This is a genomic window from Microcystis wesenbergii NRERC-220 (assembly GCF_032027425.1).
Classification (GTDB): Bacteria; Cyanobacteriota; Cyanobacteriia; order Cyanobacteriales; family Microcystaceae; genus Microcystis; species Microcystis wesenbergii_A.
This window is the reverse complement of sequence record NZ_JAVSJA010000001.1, coordinates 2,749,893-2,775,770: the sequence shown is the minus strand read 5'-3', so window position 1 is coordinate 2,775,770 and position 25,878 is coordinate 2,749,893. Positions and strand designations below refer to the sequence as shown.

General features: G+C 43.6%; 20 protein-coding genes. 10 read left to right on the top strand and 10 right to left on the bottom strand.

The window, feature by feature from the left end; all coding sequences use genetic code 11:
- The first annotated feature begins 5 nt into the window (after nucleotides 1-5).
- Nucleotides 6-1,115: an AAA family ATPase gene (locus RAM70_RS13735; protein ID WP_190380213.1), complete on the top strand. Its 1,110-nt coding sequence runs from the start codon at nucleotides 6-8 to the stop codon at nucleotides 1,113-1,115.
- Between the two features lie 2 nt (nucleotides 1,116-1,117).
- Nucleotides 1,118-1,762 (top strand): DUF3226 domain-containing protein, encoded by a 645-nt coding sequence (locus RAM70_RS13730; protein WP_312674230.1) that lies wholly within the window; start codon nucleotides 1,118-1,120, stop codon nucleotides 1,760-1,762.
- 86 nt (nucleotides 1,763-1,848) lie between these two features.
- On the opposite strand, the gene RAM70_RS13725 is transcribed toward RAM70_RS13730, so the two are convergent.
- The 5 genes from RAM70_RS13725 to RAM70_RS13705 all read right to left on the bottom strand — a co-directional run bounded on the left by RAM70_RS13725 (nucleotide 1,849) and on the right by RAM70_RS13705 (nucleotide 8,105).
- Nucleotides 1,849-3,702 (bottom strand): peptidoglycan D,D-transpeptidase FtsI family protein, encoded by a 1,854-nt coding sequence (locus RAM70_RS13725; protein WP_312674228.1) that lies wholly within the window; start codon nucleotides 3,700-3,702, stop codon nucleotides 1,849-1,851.
- Between the two features lie 185 nt (nucleotides 3,703-3,887).
- Nucleotides 3,888-4,409: a hypothetical protein gene (locus tag RAM70_RS13720; RefSeq protein ID WP_045356486.1), complete on the bottom strand. Its 522-nt coding sequence runs from the start codon at nucleotides 4,407-4,409 to the stop codon at nucleotides 3,888-3,890.
- Nucleotides 4,410-4,541: 132 nt separating this feature from the next.
- A complete protein-coding gene (locus RAM70_RS13715) occupies nucleotides 4,542-5,906 on the bottom strand; it encodes a GTP-binding protein (protein ID WP_312674227.1) in 1,365 nt (454 codons plus the stop codon).
- Nucleotides 5,907-6,334: 428 nt separating this feature from the next.
- Nucleotides 6,335-6,829 (bottom strand): phosphohistidine phosphatase SixA, encoded by a 495-nt coding sequence (gene sixA / locus RAM70_RS13710; RefSeq protein ID WP_045356482.1) that lies wholly within the window; start codon nucleotides 6,827-6,829, stop codon nucleotides 6,335-6,337.
- A gap of 52 nt (nucleotides 6,830-6,881) precedes the next feature.
- Nucleotides 6,882-8,105: a DHH family phosphoesterase gene (locus tag RAM70_RS13705; protein ID WP_045356480.1), complete on the bottom strand. Its 1,224-nt coding sequence runs from the start codon at nucleotides 8,103-8,105 to the stop codon at nucleotides 6,882-6,884.
- A 596-nt stretch (nucleotides 8,106-8,701) separates the two neighbouring features.
- Here RAM70_RS13705 and RAM70_RS13700 point away from each other — a divergent pair.
- The 4 genes from RAM70_RS13700 (at nucleotide 8,702) to RAM70_RS13685 (ending at nucleotide 16,484) form a co-directional block, all read left to right on the top strand.
- Nucleotides 8,702-10,759 (top strand): class I SAM-dependent DNA methyltransferase, encoded by a 2,058-nt coding sequence (locus RAM70_RS13700; protein WP_312674225.1) that lies wholly within the window; start codon nucleotides 8,702-8,704, stop codon nucleotides 10,757-10,759.
- A gap of 68 nt (nucleotides 10,760-10,827) precedes the next feature.
- Entirely contained in the window at nucleotides 10,828-12,054 is a 1,227-nt protein-coding gene (locus RAM70_RS13695) for a restriction endonuclease subunit S (RefSeq protein WP_312674223.1), read from the top strand.
- 85 nt (nucleotides 12,055-12,139) lie between these two features.
- Entirely contained in the window at nucleotides 12,140-15,358 is a 3,219-nt protein-coding gene (locus tag RAM70_RS13690; RefSeq protein WP_312674222.1) for a type I restriction endonuclease subunit R, read from the top strand.
- A 430-nt stretch (nucleotides 15,359-15,788) separates the two neighbouring features.
- A complete protein-coding gene (locus RAM70_RS13685) occupies nucleotides 15,789-16,484 on the top strand; it encodes a Uma2 family endonuclease (RefSeq protein ID WP_312674220.1) in 696 nt (231 codons plus the stop codon).
- 230 nt (nucleotides 16,485-16,714) lie between these two features.
- On the opposite strand, the gene RAM70_RS13680 is transcribed toward RAM70_RS13685, so the two are convergent.
- From RAM70_RS13680 to rpmG, 3 genes are all read right to left on the bottom strand, one after another.
- The gene (locus RAM70_RS13680; protein WP_190381218.1) at nucleotides 16,715-18,943 is read right to left on the bottom strand and encodes a sensor histidine kinase; all 2,229 of its coding nucleotides are present in this window, start codon (nucleotides 18,941-18,943) and stop codon (nucleotides 16,715-16,717) included.
- Between the two features lie 521 nt (nucleotides 18,944-19,464).
- Nucleotides 19,465-19,680: a 30S ribosomal protein S18 gene (rpsR, locus tag RAM70_RS13675; RefSeq protein ID WP_002732313.1), complete on the bottom strand. Its 216-nt coding sequence runs from the start codon at nucleotides 19,678-19,680 to the stop codon at nucleotides 19,465-19,467.
- A 40-nt stretch (nucleotides 19,681-19,720) separates the two neighbouring features.
- On the bottom strand, nucleotides 19,721-19,915 hold the full coding sequence (gene rpmG / locus RAM70_RS13670; protein WP_002734724.1) for a 50S ribosomal protein L33: 195 nt from the start codon (nucleotides 19,913-19,915) through the stop codon (nucleotides 19,721-19,723).
- A 177-nt stretch (nucleotides 19,916-20,092) separates the two neighbouring features.
- Between rpmG and RAM70_RS13665 the strand changes: the two genes are divergently transcribed.
- Nucleotides 20,093-21,505, top strand: coding sequence for a slr1306 family protein (locus RAM70_RS13665; RefSeq protein WP_045356469.1), 1,413 nt, complete (start codon nucleotides 20,093-20,095; stop codon nucleotides 21,503-21,505).
- Between the two features lie 193 nt (nucleotides 21,506-21,698).
- On the opposite strand, the gene RAM70_RS13660 is transcribed toward RAM70_RS13665, so the two are convergent.
- Nucleotides 21,699-22,085, bottom strand: a complete 387-nt coding sequence (locus RAM70_RS13660) for a C6orf136 family protein (protein ID WP_312674210.1) — start codon at nucleotides 22,083-22,085, stop codon at nucleotides 21,699-21,701.
- Nucleotides 22,086-22,355: 270 nt separating this feature from the next.
- A complete protein-coding gene (gene miaB, locus RAM70_RS13655; protein WP_312674208.1) occupies nucleotides 22,356-23,696 on the bottom strand; it encodes a tRNA (N6-isopentenyl adenosine(37)-C2)-methylthiotransferase MiaB in 1,341 nt (446 codons plus the stop codon).
- Between the two features lie 421 nt (nucleotides 23,697-24,117).
- Here miaB and RAM70_RS13650 point away from each other — a divergent pair, with 421 nt between their 5' ends.
- The 3 genes from RAM70_RS13650 to RAM70_RS13640 all read left to right on the top strand — a co-directional run bounded on the left by RAM70_RS13650 (nucleotide 24,118) and on the right by RAM70_RS13640 (nucleotide 25,862).
- Nucleotides 24,118-24,402 (top strand): Nif11-like leader peptide family natural product precursor, encoded by a 285-nt coding sequence (locus RAM70_RS13650; RefSeq protein ID WP_045356463.1) that lies wholly within the window; start codon nucleotides 24,118-24,120, stop codon nucleotides 24,400-24,402.
- Between the two features lie 740 nt (nucleotides 24,403-25,142).
- Nucleotides 25,143-25,454 carry a carbon dioxide-concentrating mechanism protein CcmK gene (locus RAM70_RS13645; protein WP_002734613.1) on the top strand — a complete coding sequence of 104 codons (312 nt, stop codon included), beginning with the start codon at nucleotides 25,143-25,145 and terminating at the stop codon, nucleotides 25,452-25,454.
- A 66-nt stretch (nucleotides 25,455-25,520) separates the two neighbouring features.
- Entirely contained in the window at nucleotides 25,521-25,862 is a 342-nt protein-coding gene (locus tag RAM70_RS13640) for a carbon dioxide-concentrating mechanism protein CcmK (RefSeq protein WP_002733426.1), read from the top strand.
- Nucleotides 25,863-25,878 lie beyond the last annotated feature (16 nt).

Genomic DNA, 25,878 nt, shown 5'->3' with positions numbered 1-25,878 from the left:
CACTGATGTTACAATCCCTAAAAATTGAAGGCTTTCGCGGTTTTCAAAATTTTGAGATGGCCAATCTTGGTCGCATTAATCTCTTAGTAGGTAAAAATAATAGCGGCAAAACTTCTATTTTAGAAGCGATTCTTATTTATGTTTCTAAATTTGATATAGGAAAAATACAAAAAATTCTTAATCATCGGGGCGAGTATTCTCATAGAGAAATAGATGCGGCTAATTTTCCCGGTAATCCCTGGCAATCTTATCAGATAAAAAATTTATTCTATAAATACTTACTAAAGGATAATCAAAAAATAGTTATTTATGAGCCAGATAAACCAGCCAATCAGGTGATTTTAAGTATTCAATCTACATCTAAAGAATTACTCTCTAAAGTCAATAATAATAATTTGCAATCCCTGGGTAGTTTTTGCTTGGTAGTTGAATTTGAGCATCAGCAAAAAGTCTATTCTTTATCACCTGAAGGGGATATTTTACAGATAAATTTAACTGATAAAAAACCGTCTCAGGATTTTGAAAAACTAGAATTATCTTGGATTCCTCCTCAATCTATAGCAGTTGAGGCAAACAGATATTTTTTCAGTCAAAGTCTGCTTAACTCTACGGATAACCTAGTTATTGAAGCTTTAAAAATCATTGAACCTAAAATAGAAAAAATTGCGACTACCGAAGAATTTCAACCTCCAGTATTTAGTAGGACATCGGGAGGACGTGGGGGATTTATGGTTAAACTTAAAGGAGTAGAAGAACCAGTTCCGATTGGCAGTTTAGGTGATGGATTTTGGCGAATGTTAGGATTAGTTTTAGCGATGGTTAATCTTGAAAATGGAATTTTATTAGTTGATGAAATTGATAGCGGATTGCACTTTACTGTCATGACTGATATGTGGAAATTCGTCTGGGAAATCGCCAAAAAACTCAATATTCAGGTATTTGCCACCACTCACAGCCGGGATTGTTGGCAAAGTTTAGCCGAATTAATTACCGAAGAAAAAATTACCGATAACGAGATTACTATTCAAAGGATAGATAGGGACAAGGAAAAAGCAGTTTCCTTCAATACTAGACAAATTTACCTCGCTTCTGAAAGAGATGTTGAGGTTCGCTAAAAATGCCCAAAATACATCCTAAAAAACTCTTGGTAGAGGGAAGAGAAGAAATGAGAGTGATTCCCGAATTAGCAGAAGCCCATGGCATCTCTTGGGGAGACAAAAAAGACACAGCTATTATCTATATTAAACCGACTGATGGTATTGAGAATTTACTCGATAGCGATAATATTTACAACGAAATCAATGATAGTGGACTAACTCATTTAGGAATTATTATGGATGCGGACGAAGAACCTGATAATCGTTGGAAAAGTTTATATAATGCCTGTTTACCAAATATACCTAACTTACCTCAAAATTTACCAGCAGAGGGATTAATTATAACTCTAGAATCGGGGATAAAATTCGGTGTGTGGATGATGCCCGATAATCAATCTAGAGGAATGTTAGAGACTTTTTTAGCCTATTTAGTTCCCGATAATAATCTTTGGCAATATACACAAAACAAGGTGATAGAGGCAAAACAACAAGGGGCAACCTATAGGGATTATCATCTAGATAAGGCTAATATTCATACCTATTTAGCTTGGCAAGATCCGCCGGGGAAACAACTTCACGATGCAGTAAAACAAAGAATACTTAATCGCTCCCATCCCCAATCGGCAATTTTTTTGAGATGGTTACAGGGGTTATACGAGATTTGATAGAAGTATGGATCGAAATGGGAATGACAGCCCCATAATATTTCTCTGTGCTTTGTTAGATAAAGCCTCTGTCAAAAAGACTTAAATTAATCGTGCCGCGGGGGTTTATTGGTCGCAGAAGCCGCCGGAGCGACCTTGGAGGTGGGGGGGATACCCTTGAGGGAAATGAGCGTATTCATCACCGTTTTTGCCACCGGAGCGGCAACAGTGGAGCCAAAAGTATTGGCCCCCTTGGGTTCATCCACCACCACCAAAACCACATAACGGGGCGATTCGATTGGTAAAATCGCCACAAAACTGGTAATTTTGGCGTTAGGTAGATAACCCCCCGTCGAACTAGCTTTTTGTGCGGTTCCCGTTTTGCCTCCGATGCGATAACCGGGGATTTGGGCCGCTACCCCCGTCCCCTTGCTGACGACGGTTTCCATCATTTCCACCACTTGCCGGGCCACGGTGGGAGAAAAGACTTTTTTGCTGGGATAATCGGGCTGCCAGTGCAAACGGCCGCGGTCGTCGGCTAATCCTTTGATCACATGGGGAGTTACCAAGGTGCCACCATTGGCCAGCGCACCGTGCAATTGTACTAATTTTAAAGGAGTCAGGGATAAACCTTGACCAAAGGAAGCGGTGGCCGATTCAATGGCATTATCCAGAAATTGTTGTTCGGGTTTGAGATATCCTGACACTTCCCCGGGTAAATCTACACCAACCCTTTGATTTATGTCCAATCCTAATAAACTTTTATAGAAATCAACTCGCCCCATTTTTTGGGCAATTTGCACCATGGCCACGTTACTAGAGGTTTGCAGGACTCGGGCCATATCTAGCGCCCCATAACCCTGTTTAGAGGCATTTTTAATCGTCCAGGTACCGACTTTAATTGCCCCCGGATCATTGACTACTGTATTAGCTTTAATTGCCCCTGCTTTCATGGCCAGGGCGATAATAATTGGTTTAAAAGTTGACCCCGGTTCGTACTGATCGGCTACGGTCCAATTTTTAAATAGAGCCACATTGGCTTTATAGTATTCATTGGGGTTAAAAGTTGGCTCACAAACTAGGGCTAAAAGAGAACCATCAAGGGAGTCCATAACGATGACGGCTCCCCGTTTAGCATTAAATTTTTTTAGCTGTTCTCGTAGGGCTGTGCGGGCGGCTCTTTGTAGTTTTAAATCGAGGGTTACTTCTAACTGTAATTCATCAAATTGAAAGATACCATGGGGAACAAAAATAGGTAAAATTCTCCCGTCTCCCATGCGTCTTGTATTGACAGAAAAAGGAGATCTTTCTAATAACTGACTGGAACCTCGTTCTAATCCTGCTTGGCCACGATGTTCTTTATCTACATAGCCAATCACGTCGGCTGCCACATCGTCTTGGGGATAATAACGAGCGTATTTTTCCTCTAATTCTACACCGTCAAGAGATAATTGTTTTAAGCCCCTAGCCACGGATTCAGTTAATTGATTGGCTAAACGAATTCCTGTTTCTTTTTCTTTAAATTTTTGAATGAGTTGATTAGTGGGAATATTTAATAAAGGAGCTAATTTATCAGCCACTTCTGCTGGGGGAATAGCAAACAGTTTTGGGTGTACATAAAGAGTATAAATTAAGCGATCGGTCGCCAAAACATTACCATTACTATCGACGATCGCCCGCCGGGGAATATAGGGTCTAATACTTGTAGTTTGCTGTTGTCTGGCTCTTTTTTGTAATTCCTGCGCCTGTACTATTTGCAATTGGTACAATCGCCAAGCTAAACCCAAAATACCCATGACTAAAACCAACCACACCGCCACCAATCGCCCGTTACTCACAGGCAAATTTTTTAACTGTTTTTGCCGTTTTTTGGCGGTTAAATAGGACTTTCTGTCCCGGATCCTGCCGGAGGGCGATCGAGTTTCTTTACCTCTAAATCTGGGTCTTTTTGTGTCAGTCATGAGCAGTATCTTTCAGTTATCAGTAAACAGTAATCAGTGATCAGTAAACAGTAATCAGTGATCAGTAAAAAGTAAAAAGTAAAAAGTAAAAAGACAGTAGGAAACTTCTATTTAATACTGCACACTTAAAAACTCACATCTGCTAACTGTTAACTTACCCACTGATAACTGATAACTGATAACTGTTAATAGGCACTTCTGGGTCGAGAATTGACGGTAGATTGGGGTTGAGAAGCGGGGGCCGGTTTCAGGTTCGGGGCAGATTTACGCTGTAAAAAGATATTTTGGAAGGGTTGGGGATGAGTTAATCCAGTTTCGGGTTTTTCTGCTTGTTGAGCTAGTTGATGTTTAAGGGTTTCATTGGTGGCCAAAAGATGGCGCTCGTGACGTTGCAGTGTTTCCAGTTTACCAAATTCTTTGTCCCAAACCTTGGGAATATATACCGTCCAAGCATATATTCCCAGAGTCGAACCCAACAGACAAAAAGTAATCACGGCCACTATTCTTTCTAGGAGGCAAAGAGAACGTAATTGACGCGAGGCCACTTGTTTTTCTGTCGGGGCTACGGGAACTCTCGCCACCGATTTAGTCGTCGGTTTGGTCATTGGGGTCGCCTGATTTACTGGTGATTGGGGACGGCGTTGACTCCCTTGGCTTTTTTGGCGAGAAACGGGAACAGGAATATAGGACTTATGGGCAGCAGACATGATTTTCTCTCAATATTTCTAGCTAGTGGTCGTTGTCAAAAATTAAGTTTCTAAAATTAGGAGTCGGTCATCAGGAGTCAGTAGGAAATATTTAATTGATCACTGTTGCCTTTTTTCCTTTTTCCTTTAAAATCACTGTTCTAGTTCTAGACGTAAACGATATAAGATAGTTTGCGGATGAACTTGAGCGAGAATTTGATTAATCACCGTACTCGGTCCAGATGCCCCCCAACTACAACCGCGTTCTAGATAGATTTTAGCGGCTTTCCCGATGGTATAGGTTCCATAAGCAGCAATTGCCCCCTGTAGGAGAGCGGTGCTACCGTAGAGGGTTAAAGAGGTGGGATTTTCAAAAATACTCGCCGCTGCCGCTGCCGTTTTGCCCAAACCGATAATCACAGTGCTGAGGATTTCCCCCACCAGCAACCCCGCACTACTGAAAAGTAGAGTCCGCCAGAGTTGACCAGCTTGGTGACTGGTAATCGGCAGGCCGTACAAACGAGCTAAAGCCCGAACTAGAGTCAAATCGACGATTGAAGCCCCTAGGAGGTCTAAAATAGCGATCGGATTAGCCGCAATCGCTAAAGCCTTATATTTCGCGTATTGCCAGATAATTTCCTCCGCTTGACTGTCCCGGAGTTCCAGGGTTTTTCTAGCGATATTTTCCTCCGCTTCTTGGCCTTGCACTAAAGCATTTAAGGCCAGCAGCGAGCGCCCTTCCCGATTTAAAATCGTTAAGAGTTTATCTTGCAGCTCCTCAATTTCGGGGGGAGGGGTTTCCCACTCAGTCACCACGCGCCCATCGGGGTATTCCACCCGGACGGGAATCGGTTGCGGTTCGGCGGCTACCATAACTATCTCATCGCTAGTTAACAAATCTTCTAACGTTTTTTCGTCCTGATTGGTTCCTAATCGCTGTAACTGCTGAAAAATCTGACGGCGATCGGCTTCCGGATAGAGATCAATCTTATTAAACACCAAAATGATCGGTTTTTTGGCCCGGCGCAATTCTGCCAGGGCCTCGTATTCAGTGCGGGTAATATCCCCCGCGACGATAAATAAAATCAAATCGGCACTTTTAGCGACTTCTCTGGCCATATTCGCCCGTGCTTCCCCCTCAATCTCATCCAGTCCGGGAGTATCGATTAATTCTATCTGAATTTTACCCGTGGCTGGTGTCCAACGCACCGATCGCGGCCAGCGTGTCACCCCGTGTAGGGGGCCGGTTGCCAGGACTTTTTGACCGACTAAAGCGTTTACCACCGAGGATTTACCGCGACTGACTAACCCGAAGGCCGCCACCCGAATCACCGTTTCATCCAGTTTATCCAAGGCCGATTTTAGGGACTGTAAATCCTGTTTAACGGCGGCCTGAAGTTGGGGATCGGGGGGATAATTCCAATGGCGGCGAAAACTGGCATACCAAGTTAAGGCCTGTTGTAAACTAGCTTTGGCCTGATTGTAATGAGTTTCCTGGAGGGATGGGGTCTTAGTCACGGTTGATTTTTTTACCAAAATAACACGGGAGCATGAAAGCCATTGTCTTTTTAAGCAATGGATGAAATGCGACTCGACGGGTTTCAACCCATCCTATCCTTTTCCTCTAATTTTAGACTATAGAGTTCTTGCATAATTAATTTTTGATATTCAAAAATGAGAAAAATAGGCATAAAATTGCCTAAAATCCCTAAATAGAGCATTTAATTGATTAATGCTCATTCTTAATTCTCCTGACTACTGACTACTGGCTCGGAGACTCCTCACCTAACGGGAGATTTTTGATTTTTGCAAGAGCTAATCTAAGGATAGGCGGTTAAAATGCGTCTTAGCTGACAAATTCCAACTAAGGCCTGCGATTCGTTCCTAGCAAAAGTTTAACAGACGTGGCTAGGATAGTTCACCAATAACCGAGGCAAGCTTTAGGGCTACAATAACCATTTTGGGGCAGTTAAGAGAAATAACTGGCATTTACCGAGGGGATTTTGTTGATTGGGAACCTCTAGACCAATTATTCCCGCTTTTTTGACCGATAATTTTCCTTGAAATTTGCCCCAAACTAGCATTTCCGTCCAATAACCTAAATCCGGTTCGTGGCCTACCAGTGCGATCGCGTTTTGCTCTCGCTGATAGTCCGACTTTTGCCACCATTGCACCCAATCTTGAAGATTGCCATTGGGCGATAGGGGATTAAATTGCTCAATTTTACGGCTTAAACCCGCTTTTTGCAAAATTTCGGCGGTTTGCACGGCACGCACCAGGGGAGAAGTAAGAATTAGGTCAAATTTCACCCCCAACTGTCCTAATCTTTGGGCAACTTTAGCAGTTTTTGTCTTACCTTCCTCGGTTAAAGGACGTTCCCTATCGTTGAGATAATCCCCAGATTGTCCTGCTAATCCATGACGCACAAAATAAAGTTTCATATCAGTGTAGGGTCGGTCTTGGCCATGATAATAGATAGCTGAGATTTAATACCTAGGTGCGAATTACCTTTTCATCGGGGTTAACTAGATGGGAAAGTTTCTGTTTAATTTGGGTGTCATACAGTTCCCACTTAAGTTTTGCATATTCGGCATTATTATTAAAACCACCGAGAAAACCGATCGGAATTTCAAAACCTCCGGCCATATAACGACCACCACCAAAAAAGCGACCTTGGTTATCCTGTCCGAAAGCTTCCTTGAGAAATTCATCGGGATCTAGGGTAATTTTACTGGTACGCATAGAACCAATGACTAACTCGATATCCTCATCTTCATCGTGAACGATACCGTAAACTAAAGCCGTGTGAACATTTTCTTCTGTCACCAAAAAATCGGCAGCTTGGGGAATCGCATCCCGGTCATCATAACGCAAATAACCGACCCCGGCGATCGAATAATTATTTTTAATAATACGGTTTTTCAGGGCCCGTTCAATCACATCCATCACCCGTCGGGATCTGGCCGATTGCAGGACAGCGTTTAATAATTGAGCATCGTAGAAACGACTGAGATAACCAGCAGCGATAAATTCACACTCTTGCGCTTGCATTAAATTATTCGTATCCGATCGCAATCCGTGCATCAAAGCTGTGGCACACTTAACATGGACGGTATCGCTAGTATTAAAACTTATTAACCCTTTTTGGATATATTGGGTTAATATCGTCGCTGTTGCCCGGATTTGGGGACGAATATCGACAAATTCCGCCTCTAGCTCCCCTTGGCGAGTATGATGATCAATCACGGCAATAATGGGAATTTTTGCCTGTTTAACCAGAGTAGTTAGCTGACTATTGGTTCCCTGACCATCGACAAAAACACAACCCTGATAAACCGAAAGATCTCTATCCTTGAGGGTATGGACTCCCCAACGTTTAGCCGGTAAACCCGTTAGTTTTACCAAAGCGACATTTTCCTGATGGGAGAGAGTCCCCGCATAGACTATATCACAGTGAATATCGTACTGTTCGGCGATAATTTGATAGGCCCAGGCACTAGAAAGAGCATCGGGATCTGGGAAATCCTGCATCACCACAATTTGATTTTCGCCGCGGTGATTTTCCAAAGTACGTCGCAGGCGATCGATCAGGGAAATAAGTAGGGTATCATTACTAACCGTGACTGGAGGAAGGGGACATACTGCCGGCGCTTCCCCTACCACTACATCAGTTTCGAGGGACTTGGCAGGAACTAGACTCAGTAATTCAGCCATCATTTTTAGAAAAGTTCGCTTAAAGGTAGATTCAGTCAGGATTTTTTGAGTTAATTAATTCTAGACGATATTCTCGCTCGATCGGTTCATCTCAATTATTAAGCTTTTCTTGCCCCTAGCTCCTTACTCTGGGTCCATAACTCTAGTCTATCGAAAGAACCCTTCCGTTTGTTCTGGGAGAGGAGTTAGGGCAATTAACCATCGCTGCCATTACTTGAGAAAATAGATAAGCTAAGACGCATTTAAAGCACTTATTCTTGGCTCTACCGAACCTGTCATGTAAAACTATCAACAACTCATGCTTGTAAAGCTTATATACTAAGGCTTTGAGTTTTTATTAGATTGATATTTATCAACTTTAGAGCATTGCTGGGCAGAGAGGGAACTTGAGGAATTTTCTACAGTGTAAGTTCGGAAGAACCTTATTCTTAAGATTAGCCGAATCTCCCCCAATCCCTTTACTGTTGCCTCTTGCCTCTTGCCTCTTGCCTCTTGCCTCGTCTCAACAAGCAATTTAAATGCGCGGGCAGCTTACTATACCAAACCCCTTAATTTTCCTCTCACGCTCGACCATCTACCTAATTCTTGAGTGAAATTTCATGGCCCAACTGGACAACATCGAAGCGATCGAAAAAAAGCTCTGGAAAGCGGCCGATACTCTGCGCGCTAATTCTAACTATGCCAGTAACGAGTATTTTCTGCCCGTTATGGGCTTGATTTTCCTCCGCCATGCCTACAGTCGTTTTCTCAAGGTTAAGAGGGAGGTAGAGGCGGATTTACCGAAGCGACAGGGTAAAACACGCTCCTTAACCAAAGAAGATTTCTTGTGCAAAGGAGCGATCTATCTCCAAGAAAAAGCTCAGTTCGATTTTCTGGTGGCGCTCCCCGATAGCGTCAATCGATCGACCTCCTTAATGGAAGCAATGCTATCGATCGAGGGGGATTATCCACCTTTAGGGGGTATTTTACCGAAAACGGAATACCAAGAACTAGATAACGTGGTATTAGGGAATTTACTACGGATTTTAAACCCAGAAGAGTTAAAAAAAGCCGATGGGGATATTTTCGGGCGAATTTATGAATATTTCCTAACACAATTCGCTAATCTCAAAGCTCACGATAACGGAGAGTTTTTTACTCCCGTTTCTCTAGTATCTTTGATCGCCAATGTTTTAGAACCCGATCACGGATTGGTTTTCGATCCTGCCTGTGGTTCGGGGGGAATGTTTGTCCAGAGCGCACATTTCGTTGAGAGACAGCGCATCAATCCCCAGATGTTAACTTTTAAAGGGTTAGAGAAGAATCCGACCACAATTCGTTTAGCCAAGATGAATCTCGCGGTTCACGGTTTAGAAGGGGATATCCAAAAAGCGATCACCTACTACGAGGATCCGCTGGCATTGGCCGGGAAAGTGGATTATGTGATGGCCAATCCTCCCTTTAACGTGGACGAGGTGGATAGTAAGGTAGATGGTGATGAGCGCTTACCCTTCGGATTGCCGGGGGTTAATAAAAGTAACAAAGTTTCCAACGGTAACTATCTATGGATCAGTTACTTCTACAGCTATCTCAATGATCGAGGAAAAGCCGGTTTTGTCATGTCTTCCCAAGCTTCCAGCGCCGGGAGAGACGAAGGCAAGGTAAGACAGAAGTTAATCGAGACGGGAACGGTGGACATAATGATCGCGATCCGCTCCAACTTTTTCTATACCCGCTCCGTACCCTGCGAGTTGTGGTTTCTCAATCGAGGGAAACCCGCCGAGCTTCAAGATAAGATATTAATGATCGATGCCCGCAATATTTACCGGAAAGTAAACCGGACGATCAACGATTTTAGCCCAGAGCAGTTACAGAATATTCTCTCGATTGTCTGGCTCTATCGGAGCGAATCGAAGCGTTTTATCGATTTGGTTGTCGGTTATTGCCAGAGTATCGATCGAGAGTATCAGGGATCGATCGCTCTTTTACAAAACTATCGCGAGCATCTGGACAAGTTAACCGAGTCCCTAGAGAAATTTTATAATCTCATCGATGAAAAAGACGGAACATGGTTAGAACTCCGAACAGCATCTGAGCTTTTCAAAGATGACATGGATAAATACGCCGGTTTCGCTCCGATTTCCTATAACGCTGATGATTTAGAGACTTTACACGAGGCTGTCCGCTGTTATCACGAATACAGCGAATTTAGTCGGGATCTGGGCAAACAGGCGGATCTGGTGAATAAATTATTAGGTCGAGCGATCGAGCGTGCCGAGAAGGATCTGGGGGCAAGAGATAGTAAACTGTGGTGGAATTCCCGCGAACTCAACACCTTACGCAAAGAAGCCGATACAAGCCGTCAGAATGCGATCGAACAGCTTAAATCGGTTCGTGGTTTCTACCGTCACGCTCACTGGCTATTGGAAAGGTTCCCCGATGCCAAGCTGCGGGATGTGGAAGGGTTGGTTAAAGTGGTCGATCGCGAGGAGTTACAGGCGAATGATTGGAGTTTAACCCCCGGACGCTATGTAGGCGTTTCCCCAGAGGAGGAAGATGAGGGTTTCGATTTCGAGGAAACGTTACGCGAAATTCATCTGGAGTTAAATGATCTCAACTCCGAGGCGATTCGTTTAGCTGATGAAATTGCGAAGAATTTTGAAGGGTTGGGGATTTAGTCAGTCAAAAATCTTAAAAATCGAGGTAATTTATCGTTGATTGATTTATTAAGGAGTAGTTTTTAAATATGAAATGGTCAAAAGTTGCTTTAGGATCTCAAATATATATAAAACATGGGTTCGCTTTTAAGGGTGAATTTTTCTCGGATTCAGGAAAATATATTTTACTTACTCCGGGTAATTGCCATGAAACAGGGGGATTAAAATTAAAAGGAGACAAGGAAAAATATTATGTTGGTGATGTACCAGAAGAGTTTATATTGCATCAAAATGATTTGCTCGTAGTTATGACAGATTTGGTTCAGTCTGCTCCAATTCTGGGCGGTGCGTTGCTAATTCCAGAAAATGAAAAATACTTGCATAATCAACGATTAGGATTGGTTAATATTCTAAATCAAAAAGAACTTGATAAAAAATACCTTTATTATTTATTAAACACGCATAATTATAGATCGCAAATCAAAGGCTCGGCTACAGGTACAACCGTAAAACATACAGCACCAGAACGTATTTATCGTTGTTTAGTACCTTTACCGCCTCTACAAGTTCAACAGAAAATCGCCGATATCCTCTCCAAATATGATGATTTAATCGAAAATAATCGCCGCCGCATCGAGTTATTAGAACGTTCAGCCCGTTTACTTTACAAGGAATGGTTCGTCCGTTTACGCTTCCCCGGACACGAACACACCCCGATTATCGATGGTATTCCTGAAGGGTGGGAGAATACAAAAATTACTAATTTATGTTATGTGATTGATGGAACTCACGATAGTCCTAAACCCGTACATGAAGGATACTATTTAGTAACTGGAAGACATATAACAGATGGTTTTATTGATTTTTCTAAATGCTATGTGATTACTGATGAAGACCATCAAAAGGTTATGCAAAGGAGCAGACCAGAAACAGGAGATATAATTTTTTCAAATATCGGGACATTAGGTTCAACGGTTTTGGTAGATAATGAATTCGAGTTTAGTATAAAAAATGTAGCTTTATTTAAACCTTTTGACAAAAACTATTCTAGTTTTATGTTTTTATATTTTTCCGATCCTGCTACTTTAAGAAAAATGGAAATTCAGTCTTCTGGAACATCACAAAAGTTTTTTAGTTTGAAATTTTTAAGAGGCTTGCATATACTTACTCCTAATAAAACTCTTCTTAGATTATTTAATGATGTAGTCGAGCCAGCGTTAAAACAACGCTCTCTATTGCATAAATACAATCAAAAACTAAAACAAGCGCGTGACATACTACTTCCGAAACTTATGAATGGAGAGATCGAGGTGTAGAGGCGAAAGAGCGATCGCACCTGTAAAAATCCCTGAAAATTGGCAATATTAATAAAATAAACCACTCCCCCGCACGATCGACCCTATGACCACCGAGGATAAAGTACAACAACTCACCGCCAACTGTCTGCGAGATCAACTTGGTTGGCAGAGTGTCTATGCTTATAATCAAGAGGATTACGGTGAAAACAGCCTGCTCGGACGGCAAAATCAGAAAGAAGTTATCCTCAAACGCTACCTAAAACAGAAATTACGAGAATTTAACCCCAATCTTCCCGAAGAAGCCTATAAATCGGCTATTCTCCAAATCGAAGAAATCAACTCTAGTCAAACCCTTCTGGCCACCAATCAAGAGAAACATCAACTCCTTCTCGATGGAGTACAGGTGAGCTACCGCAACGCCAAAGGAGAGCTAATTAGACAAACCCTAAAAATCCTTGATTTCGACCAACCCAGCAATAACCATTTTCTAGCGGTTCGAGAACTGTGGATACAGGGGGAAATCTACCTCCGTCGCACGGATTTGGTAGGTTTTGTTAACGGCATTCCCCTACTCTTCCTAGAAGCGAAAAACCTCAACCGAGACCTAAAAGCGGCCTACGACGAGAATTTATCGGACTATCTTGATACTATCCCCCATCTATTCGCCTATAACGCCTTTGCGATTTTAGTTAATGGCACAGACGCGAAAATAGGTAGTTTCTGCGGCAAATACGAACACTTTCACCCATGGAAACGCTTGGCCGAGAGTGACCCCGGCATTGTCGATATGGAAACCATGCTAAAAGGAGTCTGCGATAAAAATAACTTTATCGATCTGTTAGAAAATTATGTCCTTTTCGATAACTCCAGTGGCAAAACCTGCAAGATTATCGCCCGAAATCACCAGTTTCTAGGGGTTAACCAAGCGATCGATTCTGTGAAAAGATGGCGGGAGGGTGCGATAAAAGATAACAAACTAGGGGTTTTCTGGCATACCCAAGGCTCTGGAAAGAGCTACTCTATGGTTTTTTTCACCCGCAAAATTCGCCGTAAACTAGGCGCAAACTATACCTTTGTTATCTGTACCGATCGCGAAGATCTAGATAAACAAATCTACTATACCTTTGCCGGTTCCGGATTGACCAATAACGAGCAAGAACTCTGCCAAGCTTCCAGTAACGAACACTTACAGAGTCTTCTGGGAGACCATAAAGCCTATATTTTCACCCTCATCCAGAAATTCAACCAAACCGTCAATCCCGACCAACCCTACAACTCCCGAAACGATATCATCATTATCAGCGACGAAGCCCACCGAACCCAGTACGGAACCCTAGCCAGCAACCTCCGGGCTGCACTTCCAGGCGCTGGTTTTATCGGTTTTACCGGCACCCCTCTAGTCAGCAACGACGAGATCACTAAACGCTATTTCGGGGATTATGTCTCCACCTACGACTTCCAGAGAGCGGTCGAGGATAAAGCCACCGTTCCCCTCTACTATGATGCAAGGGGTGATAAACTCTCGATCGCCGTCAACGACCTCAACGAACAGATCGCCGCCAAAATCGAAGAGTTAGAGATCGAAAATGTCGAGATAGAAGACCGTTTAGAAAGGGAATTAAGAAGGGATTACTACATCCTGACGGCCCCGCAGCGGTTGGAGGCGCTGGCCCGTGATTTCGTTGAACATTACAGCACCGCTTGGGAAACAGGCAAAGCCATGGTGATTTGTATCGACAAGCTCACCTGTGTCAAGCTGCATAACCTGATCGATCGTTACTGGAGCGAAAAAATCCAACAACTGAAAAAAGACCTCAAAAAAATTACCGATGACCAAGAGGAAAACTATCGTCAGCGTCAGATTCAATGGATGGAAGCAACCCTAACGGCCGTGATCGTCAGCGAGGAACAGGGAGAGATCGACAAATTCCAGAAACACGGGTTAGATATTACCAGCCATCGCAGTGTAATCAAAAACGGCTTTGAACTGGCGGACGGTACAAGGATCAGCCCAGAAAATGCCTTTAAACAAGCCGATCACCCCTTTCGGATCGCCATCGTCTGCGCCATGTGGTTGACCGGTTTCGATGTTCCCTCCCTCTCCACCCTCTACCTCGATAAACCCCTGAAAGCTCATACGCTCATGCAAGCGATCGCTCGTGCTAACCGGGTTAACGAGGGCAAAACCAACGGTTTAATCGTGGATTACTGCGGAATCCTCAGAAATCTCCGTCAAGCTCTCGCCGATCTCGCCCAAATTTCCGATCAGGGACGTGGCGAAGACCATCTTAGTCTCGACCCCACGAAACCGCAAGAAAATTTACTGGATGAATTGGCCCGATCGATCGAGGCAGTTAAAGAATTTTTGGGGGAAAGTAACGCATCCCTAGACGCGCTCCTCGAATATAAAATACCTAGTTTTGCCTTCAATAAAGCTATTAACGACGCGAAAGAAGCGATCAATCGAAGTGATCAGGCCCGACAAAATTTTGGACTCCTCTCTCAAGAGGTCTTCCATCTTTTTAAGGCCTGTCTTAATCAGCCATCGGTTAATCACTACCGTCCGGCTCACGACACGATTAAACTTATCTATAAATGCATTCAAGGTGATCGGGAGAAAATAGACATCGCGGAAATTCTCTTGGAAATGCGATCGGTAATCGACGGGGCGATCGATGTAACCACCGAAGCGAGGGCCGATGATACCCCACTGTACAACATCAGTAAAATCAACTTCGAGCGTCTGAAACAGGAATTCGCCAATAGCGATCGTAAGAATACCACCGTCCAAACTCTCAAAAACGCCATCGAAAACCGTCTCCGAACAATGCTCGAGCAGAATCTGCAACGGACGAACTTTCAAGAGCATTACGAGCGGATCGTCGCTGATTATAATTTCGAGAAGGATCGGGTGGCGATCGAACAGACCTTCGAGGCCTTATTAGAATTTATTCAGGAACTCGATCAAGAGTCCCAACGGGCGGTTAGCGAGGGATTAGACGAGGAATCCCTCGCCCTGTTCGACCTTTTAACCAAAGAGAATCTATCACCGCAAGACATTGAAAAAATTAAACAGATCGCCACGCAGCTTTTAAAAACCCTAAAACAAGAGAAACTAAAGATCGATCGTTGGCCAGATAAAGAATCCAGTCGGGCGGAGGTTAAAACTACTATTCACAACTTTTTATACAGCGATGATACTGGTTTACCCGTCGATCTCTACACGGAAGAAGAAGTGGAAGAAAAAACCGAAGAAGTCTTCCGCCACATCCGGCGAGTTTATCCGAGTCTGCCTTCGCCTTATTACAGGTCGGCTGCCTAGATTCTGGACTGTCCATATTTCGCTTTTCCGAAGTTGCTGATTTTAGCTCTAATAATCATCACCGTCCCTAAATATTTGCTCCGATTTTTTGTAGTAAAGTTATACTAAATCCGTTGAGTATAGGTAACATATCAGGATAGGCAAAAGGCAAGAGGCAAGAGGCAAGAGGCAAAAGGGGGAATAAATAATCAGTTTTTAATAACTGGATTTAGTATTATACTATTAAGGAAGCAAAGACGAAATTCTAAGTAGGTGGGTATTAAAAATTGTCAGACACCCCCATGATCAAGGAGGATCCCCCCGCCTATCGGCACCCCCCTTATCAAGGGGGGCAGGGGGGATCAAAACCCCCCTTATCAAGGGGGGCAGGGGGGATCAAGGACAAAATCTATCTTCAATTTAATTGAAACCACTTACTTAGGGTTAAGCAATGGTTAGACAACTCGACGACAGCCCGAAAACCACAATCGTCTATCCCGATAGCGATGGTAAACCCATGGCCGACAATACAAGACAATTTCGCTGGATTACGACGATTAAAGCGAATTTAGACTGGTTATTTGCCAATAATGCCGATGTTTTTGTCGCCGGTGATTTACTCTGGTATCCCGTGGAGGGAGATAATAAGACTCGGCAAGCACCCGATGTCATGGTAGCTTTTGGCAGACCAAAAGGGGAAAGGGGTTCCTATCAACAGTGGAAAGAGAACAATATCCCCCCGCAAGTGGTTTTTGAAATTCTCTCTCCGGGTAATACCCAAACGGAAATGACCAGAAAACTACTGTTTTATGACCGTTATGGTGTGGAAGAATACTACATTTATAATCCCGATAAAAATGATTTGGGCGGCTGTATTCGTCGGGAAAATCGGCTCGAAAGTCTGGAAAATCTCGATAATTGGGTCAGTCCTCGCTTGGGCATTCGTTTTCAATTAGCCGAACCAGAGTTACTCTTGTATTATCCCGATGGTCAACCTTTCACCAGTTACAACCAAGAACGACAACGGGCCGAAACGGAACGACAACGGGCCGAAACGGAACGACAACGGGCTGAAGTGGAACGACAACGGGCCGAAAGGTTAGCGGCAAAACTACGGGAATTAAATATTAACCCCGAAGAAATTTAATCATTCTTTATCGTCTTGGTTTAAATCTTGCTGCGGTTAGTTTTGCCCTGACTACGGTGTTAGGTGTTAATTTTTGCCGAACCGCAATTACTAGCAGTAATTACTGGTTTATATGTAGTTTTTTGTCTGGATTTAGGACTACAGCGTTTCTCAGATCGATGAGGTTCGTTCTTGCATCTAATAGCTTCTCTATTTTCCCTCAAACTGACAATTTTTAGCTTAACAGACCACTAGATTGGCAAGGTGAGGGTAAAAGTGGTGACAGCATTGGCACTGGTGACATCGATGGTAGCATTCAGGGGTTTAATCAGTTTGCCGACCAAAGCTAAACCTAAACCAGTACCACTGTAGCGCCAGGGATCTTGGTTAGGAATGCGATAAAAAGGAGCGAATATTTTTGATAATTCTTCTGGGACGATTTCTACACCTGAATTGCTCACACTAATTAATATTTGCTCGTCCGCACGCCAGACATTTACCCTAATTATTCCCTGCTCCGGAGTATATTTAGAAGCATTGGTCAGTAATTCCGCTATGATGCGCTCAATATGACACAGACTGCTGTTAATCTCCGGTATATCCCCATCTATATCTAAAATTAACTGCTGTTGTCGCTCGCGGGTGAGAGTGCGAAAAGGTTCCACTAATAAGGGTAGCCAAGAAAGTAAGTCAATCGCTTCGATCGCCGGCGGTTCTGTTTCCGCATCCAGATAGGTTAAAGTCAACAGATCATTAACTAACTTACTCTGACGTTGAGATTCAATGTTAAGAATTTGCAACAGTTGACCGATCGAATCCTCTGGATCGATCTCGATCCCTCGATATTCTAGGAGACTTTCTAGGGTTTCCACCGCTAGACGAATGCTGGTAATCGGGGTTCGCAGTTCATGGGAAAGGGTTTTCAGGAATTCGCTTTTTAATCTTTCCAGTTTTTCTAATTCCCTCACTTGTGCTTGGGAAGATTCGTAGAGTCGCGCTTGTCGAATAGCGATCGCACATTCGGTGGCAATATGTTGAATCAAATTAGTTTCTAAAGAGTTAAAAATATGATTAGCTGGTCGAATTAGCCAAAGATTGCCCAAAAAACCCTGATCGTCAAAGATAGGACAAGCACAACGGTTAACACGACCAATTTGCGGATTACCAAGGGGAAGACGATCAACAAATTGTAAAATTTGTTTGTGCAGCAGCGGTTGATAGATTTCGGGAAAATCGCTAATTTGACGGGTAATTCCCTGACAGATAAGCTCTTGAGTGGTATATTCGTGGACAATAGTGGCTTTGCTGCGACTGGGATCATAAAGCTCAATTTGGGCGCGTTCTACGGGTAAAACCTGGACTAATTCCCTGGTGGTAGTTTGCAGAATATGATTTTCATCGAGACTATCACGAATTTTTTCGGTAATCCGTCCGATTAATGCCTCATACTTCAAACTCATCTGCAATTCGGCGGTTCTTTGCTGAACCTCCGATTCTAGGGCAGTATTCAAGCATTTTACCCGTTGGTGCAGTTCTGCTTGTTGAATGGCAATTCCCACTTGAATGGCTAATTGTTTGAGCAGATCGATTTCTTGGGATTGCCAAGAGCGAGTTTTTTGGCAATTTTGGGCAATTAGTAACCCCCAGAGTTGGTTATCGCAGATAATTGGCACCACTAAGTTAGCCTGTACTTGCAAAGAAGTAAGTAAGTTGCGATAACAGGGATCAAGTCCCGAATTATGGACATTTTCAATAACTTGAATCCTGCCGCGGCGATAATTTTCCAGACGTTCTGGGGATAAATTAAAACAGGGATCCTGGATCCTGTTTCCTAAGACAGAATTAATCCTCCCAGTATGGGATTCCACCACAATCATGCCACTATGATCGGGGAATAAACGATAAATTAACACTCGATCGCAGTTGAGAAATTGTCGCACTTCTTTAACGGTTCTTTGCAAAATGCGATCAAGATCCAACGATTGCCGGATTCTTTCCTGCATTACCCCCAGTAGTTGTTCCCGTTCTGCTTGTAATCTTAAAGCTTCTTCGGCCTGTTTGCGTTCGGTGATATTGGTACTGGTTCCCACCAAACGATAGATGCGCGCATTGTTATCCCGTAGGGGTGTTAAAGTTGTTAGCCACCAGTAGGGTATATTTTGAAAAGGTAAATACTGTTCGTAGGAAATAGTCGTTCCGTAACGCACACAGTCACTATAGTGTTGCCGCACACTGCGCGCATCATCGGGGGGAAGGATTTGTTCGGGAGTTTTGCCTTTAATATCCGATGAGCGCAATCCTGTCCAGCGTTCATGAACGGGGTTTGCTCCCACATAGCGAAAATCTCTATTTTCCAGCACGTCCACCACAAAAATCGACGCTTGCACGGAATTAAAGATACTACGCAGAAACTGTTCGGAATCCTCCTCTTGTAGCTGTGTATCTAACTCGGTATCGATTTCTGACGGCTGCTTTTCCATAAGAGCCTCCCATTGTGCTAATTGGTGGATTTGGATCGATAATCACAAAATCGTCGGCTACTCCTAGAGCGATTTAATTATTTTTTAAGATCCTCGCACAAGTTTTCCTATCCGCTGCCGATTCCGATATATTTCTTTGCAAAAACGAGAAAGCAACCCCAATATACTGAGATCAGTTATCAGTTATCAGTTATCAGTTATCAGTTATCAGGTTTAAGTTTTAAGTTTTAAGTTAAGTAGCTAGACACGATTAATTACACATATCTAACTACCTCTTACATGAGTGCCTCTTGCATGAGTGCCTATCCTAACCAAGAAGTTAATTTTGTCCTATTACTTATCAGAGTTCAATTACAGCGTTTCTCCTCAAGATGAAGCATAACCTAATTTGGTATCGACGACCGGCTCTCCAAAAGGAGAACTTCCTAGCTCACCATGAAGATAACTGCTGTAATTAGTTAACTATATATGTTATTTTCAGTAATCACTGTTCACTGATTACTGATTACTGATCACTGAATTTAGGCTTCTTGGTTGACAAAAGGCAATAAAGCCATTAAACGGGCCCGTTTCACCGCTTCAGTTAAATCTCGCTGTTGTTTAGAAGTTAAACCGGTGATGCGTCTAGGTAGAAGTTTGCCGCGTTCGGTGATAAATTTGCGGAGGAGTTCGGTGTCTTTGTAGTCAATCGGTTGACTGGGGGAGATGGGGGAGAGACGTTTACGATAGTAGCTCATAGATTTGTAAAGATTGCTTGACTTTTTAACTAAAGTGTGCTTACTTAATTTCCTTGTGGACGGTGTGCTTATTGCAGTGGGGACAGTATTTCTTGATTTCCAGTCTGCCGGTGGTATTGCGGCGGTTTTTGCTGGTGGTGTAGCGAGAAACGCCGGGGGTACGCTTATCGGGATTACTGCGGCATTCCGTGCATTCTACAGTGATGATCAGGCGAACGCCTTTTTTACTAGCCATAACAACAGGGGATCGGGTAAATTTACACGCAATCGATCATTATGACATATCTGGGGCCTTTTAGGCAAGAGCGGCCGGGACACCTGCGAGGAATTGTCGGCTGAAAAGTTGATTTTGGGATGAAATCCAGCACAAAAAAGCTAGAATAATCACAGCAGTTGGCGAGGATGAGGAAAAATGACGGTAAGATTGGGTAAACCGATTTTAGTGACGGGGATAGGCATTACCATCGCTTTCACCCTGGGGGAAACTCTCAATAGTAAACTGAGCGAAATCGGTTCCTGGGGTATTTTAGGTGCGATTGCTCTTGGTGCTGGTATCTGGTTTTGGCAAAAACCCAACTCGAAAATCGATTTTTCCCCCCCCACTCCCCTGAGTCTAGAAAAGGTTAAACAAGCGATTAGCAAGGCCGAGAAGATAATTAATTATCTGGCCAAAGAAGACCCCCATCAAGACTTAACCCCACTCAAAAGCACTTTAACCCAATTAAACCAAGAATTTAGTCGCCAAGACCTGAAAATTGCCATTACCGGCGCTAGAAAAACCGGTAAAACTGCCTTAAAAAAACTACTAGAAAGCGGCAACTTTGGAGAATCTATCGCTTTTCTGGAAACGGAACCCCTTCTGACTTTCGACTCCACCGCTAACCAGAAAAAGGCCTTGGCAGCCGACTTAGTTTTGTATCTTATCAATGGGGATTTAAGCGATTCCGAATGGCAAATCCTCCAGCAATTCGATCGAATGCACCAGCGTGTTATCCTGTTACTCAATAAACAGGACCGCTTACCCGCCGAAACCAGAGAAGAAATTCTCCTTTCCCTAAAACAAAGACTGAAAGAAACTATTCCCGCTCATCATATTTTAGCCATAGCCGCTGCCCCTGAACCCCTAAAAGTTCGTCAACATCAAAGCAATGGAGAAATCAAGGAATGGACGGAACCTCAAACGGTAGTTATCGCTCCTTTAGATAATCATCTCCGACAAATTATCGAACAAGAAAAGCCCGAATTAGTTCTCGGAACTATCTGGAGACAAGCGCTAGAATTAGCCAAGGAAACCAAACAATTACTCAATCAATCCCGACGCAAAAAGGCTTTACCTGTTATCGAACAATACCAATGGATAGCCGCTACTGCCACTTTTGCTAATCCTCTTGCAGCCCTAGATTTAGTTTTAGCGGCAGCCACTAACGCTCAAATGTTAGTGGATTTAGGGGCAATTTATCAACAAAAAATGTCCCTTGAACAAGCAAAAACAGCCATGACTACCCTAGGGAAAATGATGGTACAATTGGGCATGGTAGAGGTAACAACCCAGGCATTGGGAACAATTCTCAAGGGAAATACGATTACTTATATCGCCGGTGGTACAGTGCAGGGAATTGGGGCAGCCTATCTAACTCGTTTAGCAGGTTTAAGTTTAATTGAATATTTCCAAGAACAGGAAATTAACGAGCAACTGAATAATGATTGGAATTGGACGAGTTTGCAGAATAAAGTTAAACAGGTCTGGGAACAAAATCAGCGCCTAGCATTTTTACAGGATTTTGTCAAGCAAACGAGCGCTCGTTGGTCGGCATTTTCTGGTTAAAAAATCTATAGCAATTTCCATAGTTGTGAGGTACAGAGTCTTAGGTTTTGAGGAGTCAGGAGTCAGGAGTCAGGAGTCAGTATTCAGGAGTCAGGAGATAGGAGATTATTTTATTTATTCTCCCCACACCCCACACCCTACACCCCACACCCCACACCCTGTCCCCACGAAAAACTTTTTCAGCAGACCCTAGTTAAGAACTGGGAAAAGGTAAATGCTGACGCAGCACATCCCAGCGCGAACAATCCCAATAATCGATATGAGAAATAATCAGATTATTGTCATCGAGAGTTAATTCACTGCGTCCAGAAATAGCGATGCGAGGCTGCCAAGGTAAAGGAGTTGTCCAGTGCAATGTCCAACGGGTATTAATAATATTTCCCTGCTGTTCAATTGCATGGACATCCATCTTGATAGCTTGGAACCATTGACTCATAAAACCAATCATTTCCCGATAGCGTTTAATCCCCCGAAATTGATTGAGAGGGTCTTTAAAATAAACGTTATCAGCATAAATATCATAGGTTTGATCGAGGGGAAATCTTTGATAATCTTGCTGCAAAATAGCGATAATATCCATAAAATAAGTAATTAGTTATAATTAAATTGAAGATAGATTTTGCCTTTGATCCCCCCTGCCCCCCTTAATAAGGGGGGTATCTGACAATTTTTAACAGCTACCTACTTGGTAAATTATTCCCGATAGCTATTGCCTTTTTTCACTGCTGAGGGGTCACTGTTAACTATTAAGTACCTAAGCAAAATTAATTACACATATTTAACTACCTCTTGCCTTTTGCATGAGTGCCTTTTGCCTCTCCTAACCAAGAAATTAATTTTGCACCACTACTTAAAATATCACTCCCGTCAAACTAAAGGGACGGACTTCGGTAATTTTAACCTTAACCAATTTGCCGCGCAATTCCTCAATATTTCCCGTCAAGAAAGTTAAGCGATTGCCTCTAGTTCTTCCCATAACTTGACTAGCATCTTTAGGGTTCACTTCTTCCACTAAAATTTCCTCAATTCTGCCTAAATATCTTTGGGAACGTTCAGCAGCTTTGGTGGCCACTAAATGATTTAATCTTTGTAGGCGATCGCTTTTTACCTGCTCACTTAATTGATTATCCCAAATAGCGGCCGGAGTCCCGGGACGGGGAGAATAGGCCGCCGTATTTAATTGATCAAAACCAATCTCATCGACTAATTTTAAAGTATTCTCGAACTGTGCCTCTGTTTCTCCGGGGAATCCGACAATCGCATCGGCACTAATAGCAGCATCCGGCATTAAATCGCGAATATTAGCGATAATTTGTCGGTATTTTTCCTGAGTATAGCCCCGTTTCATCGCCTTGAGAACATCATTATCCCCCGATTGAAAAGGGATATGAAAATGTTCACAAACTTTAGGTAATTCCTGACAAGCTTTAATCAAACGTTCGGTAAAATAGCGGGGGTGACTGGTGGCAAAACGGAGACGTTCAATGCCAGCCACATCGTGAATGTAGTAGAGTAAATCGGTGAAATTGTGCAGATGTCGGCCGCTTGCCGTCACTCCGGGTAAATCCCGTCCGTAGGCATCAATATTTTGACCTAAAAGGGTGATTTCTTGATAACCCTGTTGTCCTAATTGTTCCATTTCTGCTCGAATTGCCGCAGGAGTGCGCGATTGTTCCACCCCGCGCACCCCCGGAACCACACAATAGGTACAACGTTCATTACAACCATAGATGACGTTCACCCAAGCGGTAATATTACTATCCCGGCGCGGTTTGGTGATATCTTCCATGATGTGGATGGGTTCGGTGGCCACCACCTGGGAACCGTCAAAAACTTGTTGTAATAAGTCTCCCAAGCGGTTTGCGTGTTGCGGACCGATAATTAAATCCACTTCGGGAACCCGTCTTAACAATTGTTCCCCTTCCTGTTGGGCCACGCAGCCAGCGACCACTAGAGTAAGATCGGGTTGAGTTTGTTTGCGTTTAGCCTGTCTGCCGAGATAGGAATACACCTTCTGTTCGGCATTATCGCGAATTGTACAGGTATTGTAGAGGATTAGATCGGCTTCGTTGGCATCCTCGGACCATTGAAACCCCAAATCTTCTAAAATACCCGCCATGCGTTCGGAGTCAGCTTTATTCATCTGACAACCAAAGGTGGTGATATGGTAACGACGTGGGGATTTATTCATGATGCTGGCTACAGAAACAAGAGTGCAGGTTTCTATTTTAGGCTATTTATTCTCTGACTTGAAAGAAGCGGTCGGCGGTCGGCAGGATTCAGTTATCAGTTATCAGTTATCAGTTCACTGAGAAAACACCCTACACCCTACACCCCACACCCCACACTCCACACCCCACACCCTACACCCCACACCCTACACCCTACACCCCACACCCCACACCCTACACCCCACACCCCACACCCTACACCCCACTTCCCACTCCCCAGAATTGGACATAAAGCATACTCAGCCATACAAGCAAAGAAAAACGAAACTTTTGCTTTGAGGATATCTCCTGACTGGTAGGATAAAAATAAACCATAACTAGGCAGTTTAACCTCCACGCCGCCGAGGCCACACCTTTAATCATCAAAGGAAAAGTATTTATATGTCTAAAAATCAAGTGTTCGACTTCTTCGCCTTAGCCGCTAAAAACGAAGAATTGGGTCAAAAAATGCGCTCAACCCAAGATCCTAAGCAATTACTAGAGATAGCTCGCTCGCAAGGCTTCGATTTCTCCCTTCCTGAATTAGAAGCGGCGCTCAAATCCTTGCACGAGAGTCCCGACTTTTTCCAAAAGTTAGCTCATGCAGTGTTAGAAGTTTTCAGCCCTAACCACGATAATTATCCCTCGATCGGTGTTCAACCCTACGAAGGCGAGATCGATCGCTAGAATCAGTGAGCAGTGATCAGTTAAGCTAAGACGCATTTAAAGCGCTTATTCTTAAGATTAGCCGAATCTCCCCCAATCCCTTTACTGTTGCCTCTTGCAAGAGTGCCTCTTGCCTCGTCTCAACAAGCAATTTAAATGCGCGGGCAGCTTACCAGTGATCGGATGGGAGTTTTCATTTCACTGTTTACTGATCACTGAAAAAGGCTCCCCACTCCCCACTCCCAGCCGTATATAGTATAAAAAAATTATAAAAAAGCCGAAATCAGCGAAAAATAGGCTTTTATCTGCCAATAAATCCAGCCAAGACAAGCAAGCCGCCAAGAGAGAAGTTAAAGCGAAAATCCGCTCTTAGCAAGGGTTTTAGCTGTAAATCTCCTGAGAATTGCTGAGGCTGATGGGCGAAGGGAAGGAATGATTAACTTTCGTTAACCTGAAGATGAGAAATAATCATAATGTTTTATATTGTCAAAGGTGTCATAGTTTCCTATGCTTTTTTTAGGTTGATAATTTTGCCTGACTCGTCAAATTTTTACCAACCAGCCCTAGAAAATAAAATTAGTGGATGAAAACGGTCACGATCGAGATAAAATTCAGGATGGTCTTACCCACCTTGCCACGATCCCGACTGCCACCAAAGCTAGAGCAGGAAAAGTAACAAGGAAAGAATTTGACTGAAACAAAGTTGATAACGCTAACGAAATTAATAGTTTAGTTTGGCTTGACAAGCGAGGAACAAAAAAATGCCAATTGCAGTAGGAATGATTGAAACCCTAGGATTTCCCGCCGTTGTGGAAGCGGCCGATGCCATGGTCAAGGCCGCCAGGGTGACTCTAGTGGGTTACGAAAAGATCGGTAGTGGTCGCGTCACTGTCATTGTCCGGGGAGACGTTTCAGAAGTGCAAGCTTCTGTGGCTGCCGGAGTGGAAAACGCCAACCGGGTTAACGGAGGACAAGTGCTATCTACCCATATCATCGCCCGTCCCCACGAAAACCTCGAATACGTGCTGCCCATTCGCTACACCGAAGAAGTAGAGCAATTCCGCAGCTATTAAACACCGTTGATCGGGGTCAGCATCTATAGAGTCGAAGAAAGCCAACCATTAGGAGACAAAAATATTATGTCAATTGCAGTGGGCATGGTGGAAACCTTGGGTTTCCCAGCCGTCGTCGAGGCGGCCGATGCCATGGTGAAAGCCGCCCGCGTAACCCTAGTAGGTTACGAAAAAATTGGTAGTGGTCGCGTCACCGTCATCGTCCGAGGAGACGTTTCGGAGGTACAGGCCTCCGTATCGGCGGGGACAGAAGCGGCATCTAATCGTGTTAAAGGTGGTCAAGTCCTCTCGACCCACATCATCGCCCGTCCCCACGAAAACCTCGAATACGTTCTTCCCATTCGTTATACAGAAGCCGTGGAACAGTTTCGTGAAAGTGTTAACCCGCAACCTTTAAGACGAATCTAGAGCGCAACTAACTTTT